The 15,545-nt window shown below is 68.9% G+C and carries 13 protein-coding genes; 7 read left to right on the top strand and 6 right to left on the bottom strand.

Annotation, left to right across the window (positions count from 1 at the left end):
* Positions 1-68 precede the first annotated feature (68 nt).
* Positions 69-1,457, top strand: a complete 1,389-nt coding sequence (locus tag ACFYRX_RS35890; RefSeq protein ID WP_389109221.1) for an MFS transporter — start codon at positions 69-71, stop codon at positions 1,455-1,457.
* On the opposite strand, the gene ACFYRX_RS35885 is transcribed toward ACFYRX_RS35890, so the two are convergent.
* Entirely contained in the window at positions 1,417-2,025 is a 609-nt protein-coding gene (locus ACFYRX_RS35885; protein WP_389109218.1) for a DUF1349 domain-containing protein, read from the bottom strand. The two genes, ACFYRX_RS35890 and ACFYRX_RS35885, sit on opposite strands and share 41 nt — an antisense overlap.
* 104 nt (positions 2,026-2,129) lie before the next feature.
* A complete protein-coding gene (locus tag ACFYRX_RS35880) occupies positions 2,130-3,659 on the bottom strand; it encodes an aldehyde dehydrogenase (NADP(+)) (protein ID WP_389109215.1) in 1,530 nt (509 codons plus the stop codon).
* A 129-nt stretch (positions 3,660-3,788) separates the two neighbouring features.
* Here ACFYRX_RS35880 and ACFYRX_RS35875 point away from each other — a divergent pair, with 129 nt between their 5' ends.
* From ACFYRX_RS35875 to ACFYRX_RS35865, 3 genes are all read left to right on the top strand, one after another.
* Positions 3,789-4,562, top strand: coding sequence for an IclR family transcriptional regulator (locus ACFYRX_RS35875; protein WP_389109212.1), 774 nt, complete (start codon positions 3,789-3,791; stop codon positions 4,560-4,562).
* Between the two features lie 3 nt (positions 4,563-4,565).
* Complete coding sequence (locus ACFYRX_RS35870) at positions 4,566-5,036, top strand: GNAT family N-acetyltransferase (protein WP_389109209.1); 471 nt, start codon at positions 4,566-4,568, stop codon at positions 5,034-5,036.
* 92 nt (positions 5,037-5,128) lie between these two features.
* A complete protein-coding gene (locus ACFYRX_RS35865) occupies positions 5,129-6,580 on the top strand; it encodes a peptidoglycan D,D-transpeptidase FtsI family protein (RefSeq protein WP_389109208.1) in 1,452 nt (483 codons plus the stop codon).
* Between the two features lie 13 nt (positions 6,581-6,593).
* On the opposite strand, the gene ACFYRX_RS35860 is transcribed toward ACFYRX_RS35865, so the two are convergent.
* Positions 6,594-7,997 (bottom strand): NCS2 family permease, encoded by a 1,404-nt coding sequence (locus ACFYRX_RS35860; RefSeq protein ID WP_389109206.1) that lies wholly within the window; start codon positions 7,995-7,997, stop codon positions 6,594-6,596.
* A 262-nt stretch (positions 7,998-8,259) separates the two neighbouring features.
* On the opposite strand from ACFYRX_RS35860, the gene ACFYRX_RS35855 reads away from it, so the two are divergent.
* Entirely contained in the window at positions 8,260-8,826 is a 567-nt protein-coding gene (locus tag ACFYRX_RS35855; protein ID WP_389109204.1) for a SigE family RNA polymerase sigma factor, read from the top strand.
* Complete coding sequence (locus tag ACFYRX_RS35850; protein WP_389109202.1) at positions 8,823-9,674, top strand: hypothetical protein; 852 nt, start codon at positions 8,823-8,825, stop codon at positions 9,672-9,674. The genes ACFYRX_RS35855 and ACFYRX_RS35850 overlap by 4 nt, the downstream gene beginning before the upstream one ends.
* Positions 9,675-9,957: 283 nt before the next feature.
* Here ACFYRX_RS35850 and ACFYRX_RS35845 read toward each other — a convergent pair whose 3' ends face one another.
* Positions 9,958-11,112: a right-handed parallel beta-helix repeat-containing protein gene (locus tag ACFYRX_RS35845; protein ID WP_389109200.1), complete on the bottom strand. Its 1,155-nt coding sequence runs from the start codon at positions 11,110-11,112 to the stop codon at positions 9,958-9,960.
* A gap of 208 nt (positions 11,113-11,320) precedes the next feature.
* Here ACFYRX_RS35845 and ACFYRX_RS35840 point away from each other — a divergent pair, with 208 nt between their 5' ends.
* Positions 11,321-13,519 carry a family 43 glycosylhydrolase gene (locus ACFYRX_RS35840; RefSeq protein ID WP_389109197.1) on the top strand — a complete coding sequence of 733 codons (2,199 nt, stop codon included), beginning with the start codon at positions 11,321-11,323 and terminating at the stop codon, positions 13,517-13,519.
* Here ACFYRX_RS35840 and ACFYRX_RS35835 read toward each other — a convergent pair.
* Together ACFYRX_RS35835 and ACFYRX_RS35830 are read right to left on the bottom strand one after the other, a co-directional pair.
* Positions 13,516-14,313, bottom strand: coding sequence for an HAD family acid phosphatase (locus ACFYRX_RS35835; protein ID WP_389109194.1), 798 nt, complete (start codon positions 14,311-14,313; stop codon positions 13,516-13,518). The two genes, ACFYRX_RS35840 and ACFYRX_RS35835, sit on opposite strands and share 4 nt — an antisense overlap.
* Before the next feature lie 94 nt (positions 14,314-14,407).
* The gene (locus ACFYRX_RS35830) at positions 14,408-15,520 is read right to left on the bottom strand and encodes a chondroitinase-B domain-containing protein (protein ID WP_389109191.1); all 1,113 of its coding nucleotides are present in this window, start codon (positions 15,518-15,520) and stop codon (positions 14,408-14,410) included.
* Between the last annotated feature and the right edge of the window lie 25 nt (positions 15,521-15,545).

Genomic DNA, 15,545 nt, shown 5'->3' with positions numbered 1-15,545 from the left:
CCAGAACCTCCGGGTGTATGGCATTCAGGCCACTACTGTACGTCGCCGTGGCTCCGCACCATGGAGCCATGCCCATCGACCAGACCCCCGAGGACAAGCAACTCACCCCACTTGAAACCGAGTTGATGAACAGAACGCCCTCCCCCGCGCTCACCCTCGCTACCGCCCTGCTCGGCTTCGCCCTGATCACGCTCGACGCGTCCGTCGTGAACGTGGCGCTGCCCGCCATCGGCTCCACGCTCGGCGGCGGGATGTCCGGTCTCCAGTGGGTGGTGGACGCCTACACGCTCACCTTCGCGGCCCTGATGCTCTCCACCGGGGCGTTCTCGGACCGGGCCGGGGCGAGCCGGGCGTACGCGATCGGTATCTCGGTGTTCACGCTCGCCTCGATGGTCTGCGGGCTGGCCCCGAACCTGCCGGCGCTGATCGGGGCGCGGGTGGTGCAGGGAGCGGCAGCGGCCGTAGTACTGCCGGCCTCCCTGGCGCTGGTGCGGCAGGCCTACACGGAACCGGCCCACCGGGCCCGTGCGGTGGCCATGTGGGCGGCGGGCGGTTCGGTGTCGGTGGCGCTGGGCCCGGTGGCGGGCGGCGCGCTGACGACCGTCTGGGACTGGCGGGGCATCTTCTTCATCAATCTGCCGATCGGTGCGGTGGCACTCGCCCTGCTGTTCCGGGCTCCCCGTTCGGAGCGCCGCCCCGCCCCGCTGGACCTGCCGGGCCAGGTGACGGCGGTGGTGACGCTGGCCGCGCTGACCCTCGGGGTGATCGAGGGCGGTGCGACGGGGCTGGCCTCCTTCGCCGTCGCAGCCCTCGCCGGCGTGTGCTTCCTGTGGATCGAGGCACGACACGCTCATCCCGTGGTCCCGCTCGGTCTCTTCCGCAACCGGACCGTCTCCGTGGCCGTCGCCGTGGGATCGGCGAACAGCGTCGCCTTCTACGGCGTGGTGTTCGCGTTCTCCCTCTTCTTCCAGCAGGTGCAGGGCCGTTCCGCCCTCTACGCCGGGCTGATGTTCCTGCCGATGACCGGGCTGATCGGAGTGACGAACGTGTTCTCGGGCAAACTGGCGAGCCGCTACGGCGCCCGGCTGCCGATCCTGCTGGGCCAGGGGCTCGCGGTCGCCGGGCTGCTGGGTCTGCTGTACGTCGACACCGGGACGTCCGCCTCCCTGGTCTCCGTCCTGCTCGTACCGCTGGCCGTCGGCTGTGCGCTGATGGTGCCGCCGCTGACGGCGGCGATGCTGGAGGCCGTACCGGCCGAGCGGGCCGGGCTGGCGGCGGGTGTTCTCAACTCGGCCCGTCAGGTGGCCGGAGGACTGGCCGTCGCCGTGTTCGGGGTGCTGATCGCCGACGGGTTCGAGACCGGCCTGCGGCTGAGTCTGGCGATCAGTGCCGGTCTGCTGCTCCTGACGGGTGCGCTCAGCTTCCGTCTCTCAGGTCGTTCGGCCAGTCGGACCTGAACTCGATGTGGTCGTAGGTCACCACACAGCCCTCCCCCATCGGCGACTGGGACATGAAGCCGACCAGGGCGGCGCCGGTCTCCTTCTCGTCGCCCAGGGTGAACAGGCGGACGAAGGTCCAGCGCTTGCCGTCCCGGGAGGCGTGGAAGGCGAAGGCCCGGCCGGTGCGGCTGATCCGGAGCCAGACCGAACTGCCGTCCACGGTGAAGGAGTTGCAGTCGTCGGAGTGTCCCCGGGTGACGACCGTGCAGACGGTCGGTACGTCCGGGGAGTTCTCCAGGCAGAGCTTGGCCCAGGCCCGCTCGCCGACATGGACGTACAACACCCCTGCGTCGAAGGACGCGTTGAAGCCGACGGTGACGCGGGCTATCAGCTGGAAGTCCCCCTCGGGGGCGCCGAGCAGCCGGGGCGCGTCGGCGGCGGGATCGAGTCCCTCCCCGGTCGGCGGCACGAACCGGTCCTGCCGCGGCCCTGCCCATCCGGAGAGGATCCCGTCCTCGTAGAGCCAGTGCCCGTCCGGGCCATAGGTGCGGAGCGGAAAGGGCAGTTCGGAAAGTTCGACGTCCATCCGCCGATTCTTTCAGGTCCAGTCGAGTGCTTTCAGGGGCGCGGGGAACTGCGCGACCAGCCACAACGGACTGACAGCCCGCAGTCCACCGCACCCCTACGGCGCTACCGCTCCAACTGACCGTTGAACCGCCGCGGCAGCCCCAGCGGGTTCTCGTCCCGCAGCTCCGGCGGCAGCAGGGCCGAGGGAGTGTTCTGGTACGCCACCGGCCGCAGCCACCGCTCGATCGCCGAACCGCCGACCGACGTCGAGTTCGAGGTCGTAGCCGGGTAAGGACCGCCATGCTGCTGGGCCGGGGCCACCGCCACACCCGTCGGCCAGCCGTTCACCAGAACCCGGCCGGCGAGCGGGGTCAACTCCGCGAGGATCTCGGCACCACGGCCCTCGCCCGCGGCCTCACGCGTCGACAGGTGGACCGTCGCGGTGAGGTTGCCCGGGAGCCGGGACAGCACGGCCCGCGCCTCGTCGTCGTCCTCGTAGCGGGCCACCACGGTCACCGGGCCGAAGCACTCCTCCAGGAGCAGGTCGTACGCCCCCTCGGTGGCCAGCTTCTCCGCCGCCACCGTGAGGAAGCCCGCGCTCACCGTGTGCTCGCCGCCCGCCCCCGGCGTCACCGGCGACTCGACGTCCGGCAGCCGGGTGCGCTCCGCGACCCCGGCGACGAAGTTGTCCCGCATGCGGTGGTCGAGGAGGACGCCCGCGTCGGTGTCGCTGACGGCGTCGGTGAGGGACTTCAGCAGGCCGTCGCCCGCCGCGCCGGAGGGCACGAGGACCAGACCCGGCTTGACGCAGAACTGGCCGACCCCGAGGGTCATGGAGCCCGCGAGCCCGGCGCCGATGGCCTCGGCCCGCTCGGCGGCGGCCTCCTCCGTCACCACGACGGGGTTCAGCGAGCCCAGCTCGCCGTGGAAGGGGATCGGCACCGGGCGCGCGGCCGCCGCGTCGAACAGGGCACGGCCGCCCTTCACCGAGCCGGTGAAACCGGCCGCGGCGACCAGCGGGTGCTTGATCAGCTCGATACCGGCCTCGAGGCCGTGGACGAGGCCGACCACGCCGGCGGGGATGTCGTGCTCGCCGGCGGCCCGGCGCAGCGCCGCGGCGACCAGCTCGGACAGCGCGGGGTGGTCGGGGTGGGCCTTGACGACGACCGGGTTGCCCGCGGCCAGCGCGCTCGCGGTGTCACCGCCGGCCACGGAGAAGGCGAAGGGGAAGTTGGAGGCCGAGTAGACGGCCACGACGCCCAGCGGGATCTTGTAGCGGCGCAGGTCCGGGATCGGCGGGGTCGCGGTGTCGTCGGGGTGGTTGATGACCACGCCGAGGAACTCGCCCTCGTCGACGATGTCCGCGAAGGCGCGCAGCTGGTAGCAGGTGCGGGCGAGCTCGCCGGTCAGCCGGACCGGGCCGAGCGCGGTCTCCGCGTCGGCGGCCTCGACGAGGTGGTCCTTGGAGGCTTCCAGTTTGGCGGCCGCGGTGCGCAGGAAGGCCGCGCGGACCGTGCGGTCGGCGAGAGAGGCGCGCGCCTCGTGAGCGGCGCGGACGGCGGCGTCGACCTCCTGGGCTGTGGCCTCCACCGCAACCTGTTCGCGCTGCTTCCCGGTTCGAGGGTCGACACTCCAGACTGGTGCTGCTGCCACCGCGGGTCCCTCCACATGTATCTGGGTCATCCACCAGGAACGTTCGATATGCTGAACGCTGTCTCCGGTGGTGAATATGCTGTCGGAGTCTATAACTCTGGTTCTCGTCCAACAAAGGGGTCAAGGGCGATGTCGGCAGGCGAGACGGGCGGCGGGGCACAGGTCAAGTCCGCGGTACGGACGGTTGAACTGCTCGAATACTTCGCCGGGCGCCCCGGCATGCATTCTCTGGCGTCGGTCCAGGAGGCCGTCGGGTATCCCAAGTCCAGCCTCTACATGCTGCTGCGCACACTGGTGGAGCTGGGCTGGGTGGAGACGGACGCGACGGGCACGCGGTACGGCATCGGGGTGCGGGCGCTGCTCGTCGGCACCTCGTACATCGACGGCGACGAGGTGGTCGCGGCGGCCCGGCCGACGCTGGACCGGCTCTCCGACGACACCACCGAGACCATCCACCTCGCGCGTCTGGACGGCACCAACGTCGTCTATCTCGCCACCCGCCAGTCGCAGCACTACCTGCGGCCCTTCACCCGGGTCGGCCGCCGGCTCCCGGCGCACTCCACCTCCCTCGGCAAGGCGCTGCTGAGCACGTACTCCGACGAGCAGGTCCGCAAGATGCTGCCGGAGACCCTGCCCGCGCTCACCGAGCACACGATCACCGACCGGGAGAAGCTCATCGAGGAGCTGCACCAGATTCGGGAGCAGGGCTTCTCGGTGGACCGCGAGGAGAACACGCTCGGGCTGCGCTGCTTCGGTGTGGCGATCCCGTACCGCACGCCCGCGCGGGACGCGATCAGCTGCTCGGTGCCGGTGGCGCGGCTGACCCCGGCCCACGAACAGCTGGTGAAGGACGCCCTGTTCGACGCGCGGGACCGGCTGACACTGGCCACCCGTAGGCTCTGAGGCATGCAGATCGCGCTCCGAGAGGTCCACGACAGCGATCTGTCGGTCTTCTACCGGCAGATGAACGATCCCGAGTCCCTGCGGATGGCGGCCTTCACCCCGAAGGACCCGACCGACCGGGACGCGTTCGACGCCCACTGGAAACGGATCCGGGCCTCCGGGGACGTGCTGCGCACGGTCCTCGCGGACGGGGACGTGGTGGGCAGCGCGGCGGTGTACGGCGAGCCGGGCGAACGCGAGGTCACCTACTGGATCGACCGCGCCTACTGGGGGCGGGGCATCGCCACGGCGGCCCTCGGGGAGCTGGTCGCCCAGGTGCCCGAGCGCCCGCTGTACGCCCGCGCGGCCACCGACAACGAGGGCTCGCTGCGGGTCCTGCAGAAATGCGGCTTCCGGGTGAGCGCCCGGGCCTCCGGGTACGCCAACGCGCGCGGCGCGGAGATCGACGAGTTCGTACTCACGCTGGACGCCTGACGCCGTCGTATCAGCAGTCCCGGATGAGCGTTCGATGAGAAAAGCGGACGCATGGGAACGATTCGCTTCCGCCTGATCGTCCTCTGTGTGAGATGAACAAGACGATCAGGCGCGCATCGGTCTTCGCGCTGCTCCTGGTGTTCGCTCTGCTGATCCGAGCGACCTGGGTGCAGTTCTACGAGGGCCAGGCACTCGCGGACGACAACGACAACCGACGGAACGCGATCGAGACGTACTCCTCGCCGCTCGGGAACATCATCGTGGCCGGAAAGGCGGTCACGGGTTCCGCGAGGACGAAGGACAGCGACCTCGCGTACAAGCGGACGTACACGAACGGCAAGCTGTACGCGGCGGTGACGGGCTATGCCTCGCAGGCGTACGCCCCGACCCAGCTGGAGGGCATCTACGCCGATCTCCTCAACGGCACGGACAGCCGGCTGAAGACCGTCATGGACACGGTCACCAACCAGCGGGCCGAACCCGGAGACGTGATCACCACGATCGTTCCGGCCGTCCAGAAGGCGGCGTACGACGCCCTCGGCGACACGAAGGGCGCGGCCGTCGCGATCGACCCGAAGACCGGCAAGATCCTGGCGGTCGTGTCGACACCGTCGTACGACCCGTCCTCGCTGACGGACGCCAACACCGCGGGCAGTGCCTGGAAGCAGCTCACCACGGACTCCGACAAGCCGCTGACCAACCGTGCGCTGCGGCAACCGCTGCCGCCCGGCTCGACGTTCAAGCTGGTGGTGGCGGCAGCGGCGCTGGAGGACGGCCTGTACTCCTCGGTGGACGAGAAGACGGTCAGCCCGGACCCGTACACCCTGCCGGGCACGGTGACCCCGCTGGGCAACGAGAACTCCTCGGCGCCCTGCGAGAACGCCTCGATCCGGGTCGCGCTCGAGTACTCCTGCAACACCGTCTTCGCGAAGATGGCCGTCGACCTCGGCCAGGACAAGGTGAAGGCGATGGCCGAGAAGTTCGGCTTCAACAACTCGGCACAGGACGTCCCGGTGCGGGCGTACGAGAGCGTCTACCCCTCCGGCATGAACAAGTCGTCGACGGCCCTGACCGGCATCGGCCAGTTCGACGTCACGGCCACCCCGCTCCAGATGGCCATGGTCTCCGCGGCCATAGCCAACGGCGGCGAGCTGGTGACGCCCCACATGGTGTCCACGATCACCGACAGCGGCGGCGACGTCCTGAAGAACTACGACGACGAGGCGGCCACGACCCGGATCGTCAGCTCCGACACGGCGGAACAACTCCAGTCGGCGATGCAGTCGGTGATCCAGGACGGCACCGGTACCAACGCCAGGATCGCCGGGGTCACGGTGGGCGGCAAGACGGGCACGGCCCAGCACGGCGAGAACAACAGCAAGACGCCGTACGCCTGGTTCACGTCCTACGGCAAGGCCGACGGCAAGGAGGTCGCCGTGGCGGTGGTGGTGGAGCAGTCGAACGCGGCCCGGTCCGAGGTGAGCGGCAACGGGCTGGCCGCCCCCGTGGCCAAGGCCATGATGGAGGCGGCCCTCAAGAACTGAGGCTTCCCGGTGGCTACTTGGCGCCGAGCACCTGCTCGATGGGGTCGATCGCGAAGTACACGAGGAACAGCGCCGAGGTGGCCCACAGCAGCCAGTGGATCTCCTTGGCCTTCCCCAGCACCACCTTGATCACGACGTAGGCCAGGAACCCGGCCCCGATCCCGTTGGTGATCGAGTACGTGAACGGCATCACGGCGATGGTCAGGAACGCCGGGATCGCGATCTCGTACTTGTCCCAGTCGATGTGCTTGACCTGGGTCATCATCAGGAACCCGACGGCGACCAGGGCGGGCGCGGCGGCCTGCAGCGGCACGATCGTGAGCAGCGGGGTCAGGAACAGCGCGAGCCCGAACATGCCGCCGGTGACCAGGTTCGAGAAGCCGGTGCGCGAGCCCTCGCCCACGCCCGCCGCCGACTCGATGTACGCCGTGGCGGAGGAGGCCGACGCCGCACCGCCGGCGACCGCGGCGGCCCCGTCGATCAGCAGTACCCGGCCGAGGTTGGGCACCTTGCCCTCCTCGTCCAGCAGTCCCGCCTCCGCGCTGATGCCGACGACGGTCCCCATGGTGTCGAAGAAGTCGGACAGGATCAGCGTGAAGATCAGCAGGACGACGGTGACCACACCGACGCCCGCCGCGTTGAACGCCCCGAACAGGCTGAAGTGGCCGATCAGTCCGAAGTCGGGGGTGTCGACGATCTTGTCGGGCCACGCCGGTGTGGTCAGCCCCCAGGCCTTGACGTCGGCGATCGAGTTGATGATCATCGCGAGGACCGTCATGGTCACGATGCTGATCAGGATCGCGCCCTTGACCTTGCGGGCGAGCAGACCGATCGTCAGCAGCACTCCGAGGCAGAAGACCAGGATCGGCCAGCCGGTGAGCGCGCCGGTGCCGCCCAGCTGAACCGGCACGGTGGTGTTCGCGGCGTCGGGGATACGGCTCACGAATCCCGCGTCGACAAAGCCGATGAACGCGATGAACAGGCCGATCCCGACGCTGATCGCCTGCTTCAGCGCTTGCGGGATGGCGTGCATGACGGCCTCGCGCAGACCGGTCACCACCAGCACGCAGATGAGCAGGCCTTCGAGGACGACCAGTCCCATCGCGTCGTCCCAGCTCATCAGCGGGGCGATCTGGAAGGCGACGACGGCGTTCAGCCCGAGTCCGGCGGCGAGCGCGAGCGGCAGGTTGCCGCCCACGCCCATGACGATCGTCATCACCGCGGCCACCAGAGCCGTCGCGGTGGTCAGCTGAACCGCATCCAACGTGTGCCCGAACTTGTCCTTGGCGCTGCCGAGAATGATCGGGTTCAGGACAAGGATGTAGGCCATCGTGAAGAACGTGGCGAAGCCGCCGCGTATCTCACGGGCGAAGGTGGACCCCCGCTCGGAGATCCTGAAGTACTGGTCGACGGACATGTCTGCTTGCTCCTCGATGCCTGGTGGAACGGTGTGCGGATGCTGGCTGGATTGTTCCCTTGTTGAACCTGTTTCAGGTTTTCTCCGTGTTACGGAATCGGACTCGGCGCACCATGGAAGCGTTCCCGGACAGCCGGACCCCGCTCGAAGACCCGTACGAAATCCTGCACACGATCACTGCTACGCTTCCCGATCTCGCACCGGCACGCCCGGAATGGCCACATGTCATACACATGACACACATAGTGAGGAGAGGTATCCCGTGGGCACTGTCGTCGACGACGCCGCCTCCGTGGAGTTCCATGCCTTCTTCGAGCGCCACTACGCCGAACTGTCCCGCCTGGCCCATCTGCTGACCGGCGAGTCGGACGCCGCCGACGACCTGGCGGCGGACGCGCTGCTGGCGCTGTGGCACCGCTGGGACCGGGTGCGCGCGGCCGACCATCCGGCGGCCTACGCCCGCGGGGTGGTCGCCAACCTGGCCCGTACCCGCATCCGCAGCGCGGTCCGTGAGCGCCGGCGCATCGCCCTGTTCTGGTCCCAGCGCGAGGAGAAGGTCGAGAACCCGGATGTGGCGGGCGTGGTCGACGTCCAGGAGGCGCTGCGCAGGCTGCCGTTCCGCAAGCGGGCGTGTGTCGTGCTGCGGCACGCGTTCGACCTCTCGGAGAAGGACACCGCGCTGGCCCTGGGTGTGTCTGTCGGTACGGTTAAGAGCCAGACCTCGAAAGGGATGGCCGAGTTGCAGCGCCTGCTCGGCACTCAGAAGACTCCGCTGAAGGTGCACGCGACGATGGTGCGTACCGGTGACGCCGGAGGAAGGGACCGATGACCATGCAGCGGGACGTGCACGGCGAACTGCGCGCCCGGCTGAAGGACTCGGCCGCGGCGCACGAACCGAACCGCGAGCGGATCCTGGCCCGCGTCGAGCGGGGCATGTCGGAACAGGCCCGCCCCGACCACCGGGCGACCCGGCCGCCGGTCTACGGCTGGGTGCGGGTGGTGAGCGCCACCGCGGCGGTCGCCTGCGTGCTGGGCTTCGGCGGATACGCGGTGGCGTCCGCGGTGAAGGACGAGCCCGCGCAGACATCGGTCGCCACCACGGACACCCCCACCCCGTCGCCCGACGCGACGAGCCGCGCACCCGTCCCACCGGTGGTTCCGACCCCGCGCACCACCCCGACGCGGAAGACCGAGCGGCCCAGCGGCACGCCCTCGCCCACGTCGGGCGCCGCCACCGAGGTGCGGGCCTCCGGTACGAAGGACGGCCCGCTCTGGTCGGACGGCTCGGTGGACCCGCACAGCAACGACTTCTGGGCGCAGAGCAATCTGACCTTCAAGACCTCCGAGCAACTCACCGCCCTCACCGTCGAGTTGAAGATCGCCGAGACCGGTGGCGTCACCAACGCCGGAGCCTGGCGCTCGCTGCCCGAGGACGACTTCACGCTGACGGTCGCCGAACGGGACGGCTTCCTCGTCTACACCTGGGTGCTCAAGGACGGCCGTACGGTCCCGAAGGGCGAGTGGGTGTTCGCCGGGCAGTACAGCCACGAGCGGGGCGGCCGGGACGCCAAGGACGACAGCTACACTGCGACGGCGACCGCGAAGTCGGGGGACCTCGCGGTGAAGGGCGATTTCGCCGCGCACGACGACGGTTCGGCGAACGAAGGGGACTCCTGACCGAGTCCTTCCCGGTGTGGCTGAAAAATCTTCCGCCGGTGGAGCAACCCTTCTGCCCTCAGCGGCGACTTACCGGCGCAGGGTCCTCCTGATGATCGAGCACAGCCGAACAGAAACAACCACACGCTCACTTTTCACGTCCCTAACAGTGCATGGACCTGCTGGCCTGAGCCCCCCTCGGCCAGCAGCTGCCGGCGGAGCCCCCCTCGGCCGGCACGAGGAACGCCCCGCCTGTGACGACAGGCGGGGCGTTTTCGTCGTATCCCCGTTCAGTGCGTCGCGTTCAGTCCATCGTCGCTCCGATGGTGGTGGAGCCGGTGGTCAGGAAGATCGTCGCGGGCAGCGAGCCGTCCGGCCCGCGGGTCCCGTACGCCGTTGCCGGGTCCACGGACCTGAAGGACGGCGTGGCGACACCGCCGTCCCAGTTGTTCGCCGCCGAGACCGTCGACGACCCCCGCTTCGACTGCCCGCCCTTGTTGCCCACCGCCAGGTTCCGGGCCAGCCGGGCCTTGCCCGTGGCGAAGTAGAACCCGGCCTCGCTGTTCGCGTAGGCCGTGTTGCGGTTCAGCGCGATCGCCCCGGTGTTGGAGTTCTCGGTGAACCCGTTGAGCGCGTTGTCCCAGGCCGCGTTGTCATTGACGCGGTGCGCCACCGCGACGCCCCCGCCGCCCAGCTTGAACCCGTTGCCGTTGCCCTCGAAGGCACTGTCGGCCCAGCGGTTCCTGCCGTTCCCGAAGGCCCAGGAGTGCTCGACGGTGACCGGCGAGGAGAACTGCCACAGGTCGAGACCGTCGTCGGAGTTGTCGTACAGCCTCGCGCCGGTGATCCTGTTGCCGGTCCCGGAGCCGAACTTCACGGCGATGCCGTCGGCGTTCTGGCCGTGTCCGACGGGGTCGTAGTTGCCGTGACTGTCCAGGTTCTGCACGAGGTTGTCGCTGGTGCCGTCGCCGCGCAGGGTGAACCCGGAGTCCCCGTTGTCCGCGGTGACGAGGTTCTTGAAGACACCGCCGACCGACGAGGTCGCGACGAAACCCTGGGCCGGGGAGTTCTGGAAGGTGAGGTTCTGGACGGTCCAGTAGTCGCCGTAGATCCCGGCCAGCCAGGACCCGTCGGGCAGCCTGGACCCGTCGATCCGCACCTTCTCGCTGCCGTGCGCCCGCAGGGTGATCCGTGCCGAACTCGTGCCGTTCGCCGTGGACTTGAGGGTGGCCGAGGGTGTGTACGTGCCCGCGCGGACCTCGATCGTCGTGCCGGCGGTCGCGTTCTTGACGGCCGCTTCGAGCTGAGCGGTGCCGGAGACCAGGACCGTCGTCGACGCGGCCTGGGCCCCACCGCCCGACAGGCCCAGGCCGACGCCGCCCGCACCCGCGGCGACGGCGACGGCCGCGGCGATGGAGAGCGTGCGGGTGCGGCGGTGGCGTCCGGTGCTGTGACGCACGGGGCGTTCCTTTCCTTGGGGACGGGGACGCCCTGCAGTCGCCGCCACGGCCCGGCGAGGTTGCCGCGCTTCAACGAAAACAACCGAAACTTTCGCTGCTTCTCCTCGCGCGCTCATCGATTGACGTGCTGTTTCGCACTGACAACACTCCGAAGGCGCGCACAGTCCCCAACACAAACCCCCACACCCCCACACTCGCAGGAGCGGCATGCGCTCTCGTATCCTCCTCGTCGCCTGTCTCTCGCTACTCCTCGCGCTTCTCACCGCACCGCCCGGTTCCGCCCACTCAGGAGCACCACCCGTGAACCAACCCAAGTACGCCGGCTATCTCTTCGCCTACTTCACCGGCGAGGGCACCGCCGACGGCGAGCAGATCCGTTACGCCCTCAGCCGCGGCAACGACCCCCTGCACTGGCGTGAGCTGAACCAGGGCAAGCCCGTCCTGACGTCGACGACCGGCGAGAAGGGCCTGCGCGACCCGTTCGTCATCCGCTCCCCCAAGGGCGACAGGTTCTATCTGATCGCCACGGATCTGCGCATGTACCGCAACAGCAGCGGCAGTTGGGACGAGGTCCAGCGGCACGGCAGCAGATCGATCATGATCTGGGAGTCCACCGACCTGGTCCACTGGACCGACCAGCGCCTGGTGAAGGTGGCCCCGGACAACGCGGGCAACACCTGGGCGCCGGAGGCCTACTGGGACGACAGCCTCGGCGAGTACGTCGTCTTCTGGGCGTCCAAGCTGTACGCCGACGACGACCCCGGGCACACGGGATCGACGTACAACAAGATGCTGTACGCGACGACGAAGGACTTCCGCACCTTCAGCGCGCCCAAGGTCTGGGACGACCCCGGCTACTCGGTCATCGACTCGACGGTCGTGAAGTACAAGGACAGTTACTACCGCTACACCAAGGACGAGCGGGACCCCACCTCCAGCTCGCCCTGCGCCAAGTTCATCACCGGCGAGAAGTCGAGCAGCCTGACGTCGACCAAGTACGACCTGGTGGCGGACTGCATCGGCAGCGGTGCGATGGAGCGCGGCGAGGGGCCGACGGTGTTCAGGTCGAACACCGAGAGGAAGTGGTACCTGTTCATCGACGAGTACGGCGGTCGCGGTTACGTGCCCTTCGAGACGACCGACCTCGACTCGGGGAAGTGGACGCCGTCCGCGAACTACCAACTGCCCGCAAGTCCCCGCCACGGCACGGTACTTCCGGTGACGCGGCAGGAGTATGACCGGCTGCTGGCCGCGTATCCGTCGACACCGGCCTCGGTCGTGGACGCGACGGCCGCGGGCCAGAAGGGCTACGCGATCGTCACGGAGGCCGCGTCGAAGGTCGTGCTGCCGATGCGGCCGGGCGGCGATCTCGCCCACCTGGCACCGGAGTTGGCGGTCGGCGCGGGCGCTACGGTCAGCCCGGCGTCCGCTACCCGACGAGACTTCCGCACGCCGCAGACGTACACCGTGACGGCCGCGGACGGGACGGAGCGCGCCTGGACCGTCGAGGCGGTGCCGACCGGGAGTCCCGTCCTGCCCGGCCTCAACGCCGACCCCGACGTGCACTACCTGAACGGCGCGTACTGGATCTACCCGACGACCGACGGCTTCGACGGCTGGGGCGGGACGCGGTTCAAGGCGTACTCGTCGAAGGACCTGGTCCACTGGAAGGACCACGGCGTCATCCTCGACCTCGGCCCGGACGTGTCGTGGGCCGACAAGTACGCGTGGGCGCCGGCTATCGCCGAGCGCGACGGCAGGTACTACTTCTACTTCTGCGCCGAGCAGCAGATCGGCGTGGCCGTGGCGGACTCCCCCGCGGGGCCCTTCAAGGACGCGCTGGGCAAACCGCTGGTGGCGAAGGGCGGTTCACTCCAGGGCCAGATGATCGACCCGGCCGTCTTCACGGACGACGACGGGACGTCGTATCTGTACTGGGGCAACGGGCAGGGGTACGTCGTGCCGCTGAACGACGACATGACCTCCTACGACCCGGCGAAGATCGAGGACATCACTCCGGACAACTTCCGCGAGGGGTCCTTCGTGATCAAGCGGAACGGCACGTACTACTTCATGTGGTCCGAGGACGACACCCGCAGCGAGGACTACCACGTCGCCTATGCGACGGGACCGTCCCCGCTCGGTCCGTGGACCAAGCGGGGCACGATCCTGTCCAAGCGTCCCGAGTACGGGATCCTGGCCACCGGCCATCACTCCGTGGTGAACGTCCCCGGCACCGACGACTGGTACATCGTCTATCACCGGTTCGCCCTGAACGGGCCGGGGAAGGCGGGGGGTGACGGCATGCACCGGGAGACGGCCGTCGACCGCATGGAGTTCGCGGCGGACGGCACGATCAAGCCCGTGGTGCCGACCCTGGAAGGGATCCGGCCGGTGGAGGACTAGCTGACGAAGTACGTCGGGTTCGGCAGCTTGTACGTCTTGTCGGCGTAGCCGCCGTCGAGGTCCGAGTACTGGTCGCCGAGGTTGGCGACGATGTCGTACCCGAGGTCCTGCTCGATGTGCTTGCGGGTGCCGCCCTTGTACTGCACGGTCGTGCAGGTCCAGGTGCCGGGGGTGGCGCAGGCGCTCAGGTAGGACGGCGGGTTGGCCTTGTCCTTGAGGAACACGTGGGCGGCGTCGAGGTTCACATCGGCGCCGATCTTCTTCAGGTTCTCGACGGCGGCGGAGCGCTGCGCCTCGCTCAGGCCCGAGTTGTAGAAGACCTCGACGCCCTTCTTCTCGGCGTACTGCACGAGTTCGGCGCTGCCGAAGACCCCCGGGCGGTCGGCCTTGTTCACGTAGTCGGCCCACGTGGTGGCGTTGTACGTGTAGTTGTAGCGCTTCTCGTAGTCGAGGCTGAGCAGCAGCGTGTCGTCGATGTCGAAGACGACGGCGGGCTTGTGACCCTTGTGGTGCGCCTTGCGGGCGGCCTGGTCGATCTGCTTCTTCACGGCCTTGTCGACGGCCGCGAGGTCCTTGGCGTACTGGCTGTCGGGGGACGCCTGGTAGACGCCGTTGGCGTCGGCCGTGGTGCCGTAGTAGGTGTCGATGTCCTTGACCAGGAGCCCGATGTTGTAGGGCTCGTGCGTGGAGTTGGCCGTGGACTGGTGGGCCGTGGCCGCACCGGCGCCGTACACGGCGACGCCGACGACCGCACAGGCGGTGGTGGCGGCAGCGATACGCAATGTCTTATGCATGACAGAGGTTCTACGCGCGTCACCCCCGTGGGCGCGAGACCCGCCGGGTAAAAAACGGGTCAAGCGCCCCGGGGTGGGGTCCGGAGAGGAGCGATCAGTTCATCGTGGCGCCGATGGTGGTGCTGCCCGTCGTGAGGAAGGTCGTGGCGGGCAGGGTGCCGCTGGAGCTGCGGGCGTTGTACGTCGTCGAGGCGTCCGTCGACTTGAAGGCGGGGGTGCCGATGCCGCTGTCCCAGTTGTTGCCGGACGTGGAGACCTTGGAGCCCTTGCTGACCGAGCCGCCGCCGTTGCTCACCGCGAGGTTCTTGCCGAGCTTCGCGGAGCTGGTGGCGAAGTAGTAGCCCCACTTGCTGTTGGCGTAGGCGGTGGTGCGGTTGATGACGATGGCGCCGGTGTTGGAGTTCTCGGTGAAGCCGTTGCCGGCGTTGCCCCAGGCGGCGGAGTTGTTGATGACGTGGGCGACGACCTCGCCGTCGCCGCCCAGCTTGTAGCCGTTGCCGTCGCCCGCGAAGGCGGAGTCGGACCAGCGGTTGACGCCGTTGCCCATGGACCAGGTGTGCTCGACGGTGACGGGCGAGGAGAAGGACCAGAAGTCGATGCCGTCGTCCGAGTTGTTGTACAGGCGGGCGCCGGTGATCAGGTTGCCGGTGCCGGAGCCGAACTTCACGGCGATGCCGTCGGCGTTCTCGCCGTGGTTCGCGGCGTCGTAGTTGCCGTAGGAGTCGATGTTCTTGACGGTGTTGTTCACGGTCCCGTCGCCGGTGAGCGTGAAGCCGGAATCGCCGCCGTTGATGGTCTTGATGTTGTTCCAGACGGTCCCGGTGCAGGACTGGCAGACGACCGCGCTGTCGGGGGAGTTCTGGAAGGTGATGTTGGAGACGTTCCAGTAGTCGGCGGTCAGCTTGAAGATCCAGTCGCCGTCGGGCAGCGAGGACCCGTCGATCTTCACGGTCTCCGAGCCGTACGCGGTGAGCGTGATCGCGGACGACGAGGTGCCGTTGGCCGTGGACTGGAGGGTGGCCGTCGGGTAGTAGGTGCCGCCGCGGACCTGGATGACGGTGCCGGCGGTGGCGTTCTTGATGGCGTTGGACAGGTCGGTCGAGTTGCTGACGACGACCGTCGCGGCCTGGGCCTGGGTGGGGAGAACGGCGAGGCCGGAGCCGAGGGCGAGGGCGGCCGTGGCGATGAGAGCGGTACGACGAGACATGGAGTGCGGTCCCTTCTCGTGCGGG

This window comes from Streptomyces sp. NPDC005374 (assembly GCF_042872225.1).
GTDB lineage: Bacteria > Actinomycetota > Actinomycetes > Streptomycetales > Streptomycetaceae > Streptomyces.
Note: the sequence above shows the minus strand (reverse complement) of the source record. Positions and strands in the feature narration are given on the sequence as shown.

Excerpts from the sequence above, each read along its gene's own strand:
- ACFYRX_RS35840 (WP_389109197.1), top strand. The coding sequence starts at position 11,321 with ATGCGCTCTCGTATCCTCCTCGTCGCCTGTCTCTCGCTACTCCTCGCG.
- ACFYRX_RS35860 (WP_389109206.1), bottom strand. The coding sequence starts at position 7,997 with ATGTCCGTCGACCAGTACTTCAGGATCTCCGAGCGGGGGTCCACCTTC.
- ACFYRX_RS35850 (WP_389109202.1), top strand. The coding sequence starts at position 8,823 with ATGACCATGCAGCGGGACGTGCACGGCGAACTGCGCGCCCGGCTGAAG.
- ACFYRX_RS35865 (WP_389109208.1), top strand. The coding sequence starts at position 5,129 with ATGAACAAGACGATCAGGCGCGCATCGGTCTTCGCGCTGCTCCTGGTG.
- ACFYRX_RS35875 (WP_389109212.1), top strand. The coding sequence starts at position 3,789 with ATGTCGGCAGGCGAGACGGGCGGCGGGGCACAGGTCAAGTCCGCGGTA.
- ACFYRX_RS35830 (WP_389109191.1), bottom strand. The coding sequence starts at position 15,520 with ATGTCTCGTCGTACCGCTCTCATCGCCACGGCCGCCCTCGCCCTCGGC.
- ACFYRX_RS35870 (WP_389109209.1), top strand. The coding sequence starts at position 4,566 with ATGCAGATCGCGCTCCGAGAGGTCCACGACAGCGATCTGTCGGTCTTC.
- ACFYRX_RS35890 (WP_389109221.1), top strand. The coding sequence starts at position 69 with ATGCCCATCGACCAGACCCCCGAGGACAAGCAACTCACCCCACTTGAA.
- ACFYRX_RS35835 (WP_389109194.1), bottom strand. The coding sequence starts at position 14,313 with ATGCATAAGACATTGCGTATCGCTGCCGCCACCACCGCCTGTGCGGTC.
- ACFYRX_RS35885 (WP_389109218.1), bottom strand. The coding sequence starts at position 2,025 with ATGGACGTCGAACTTTCCGAACTGCCCTTTCCGCTCCGCACCTATGGC.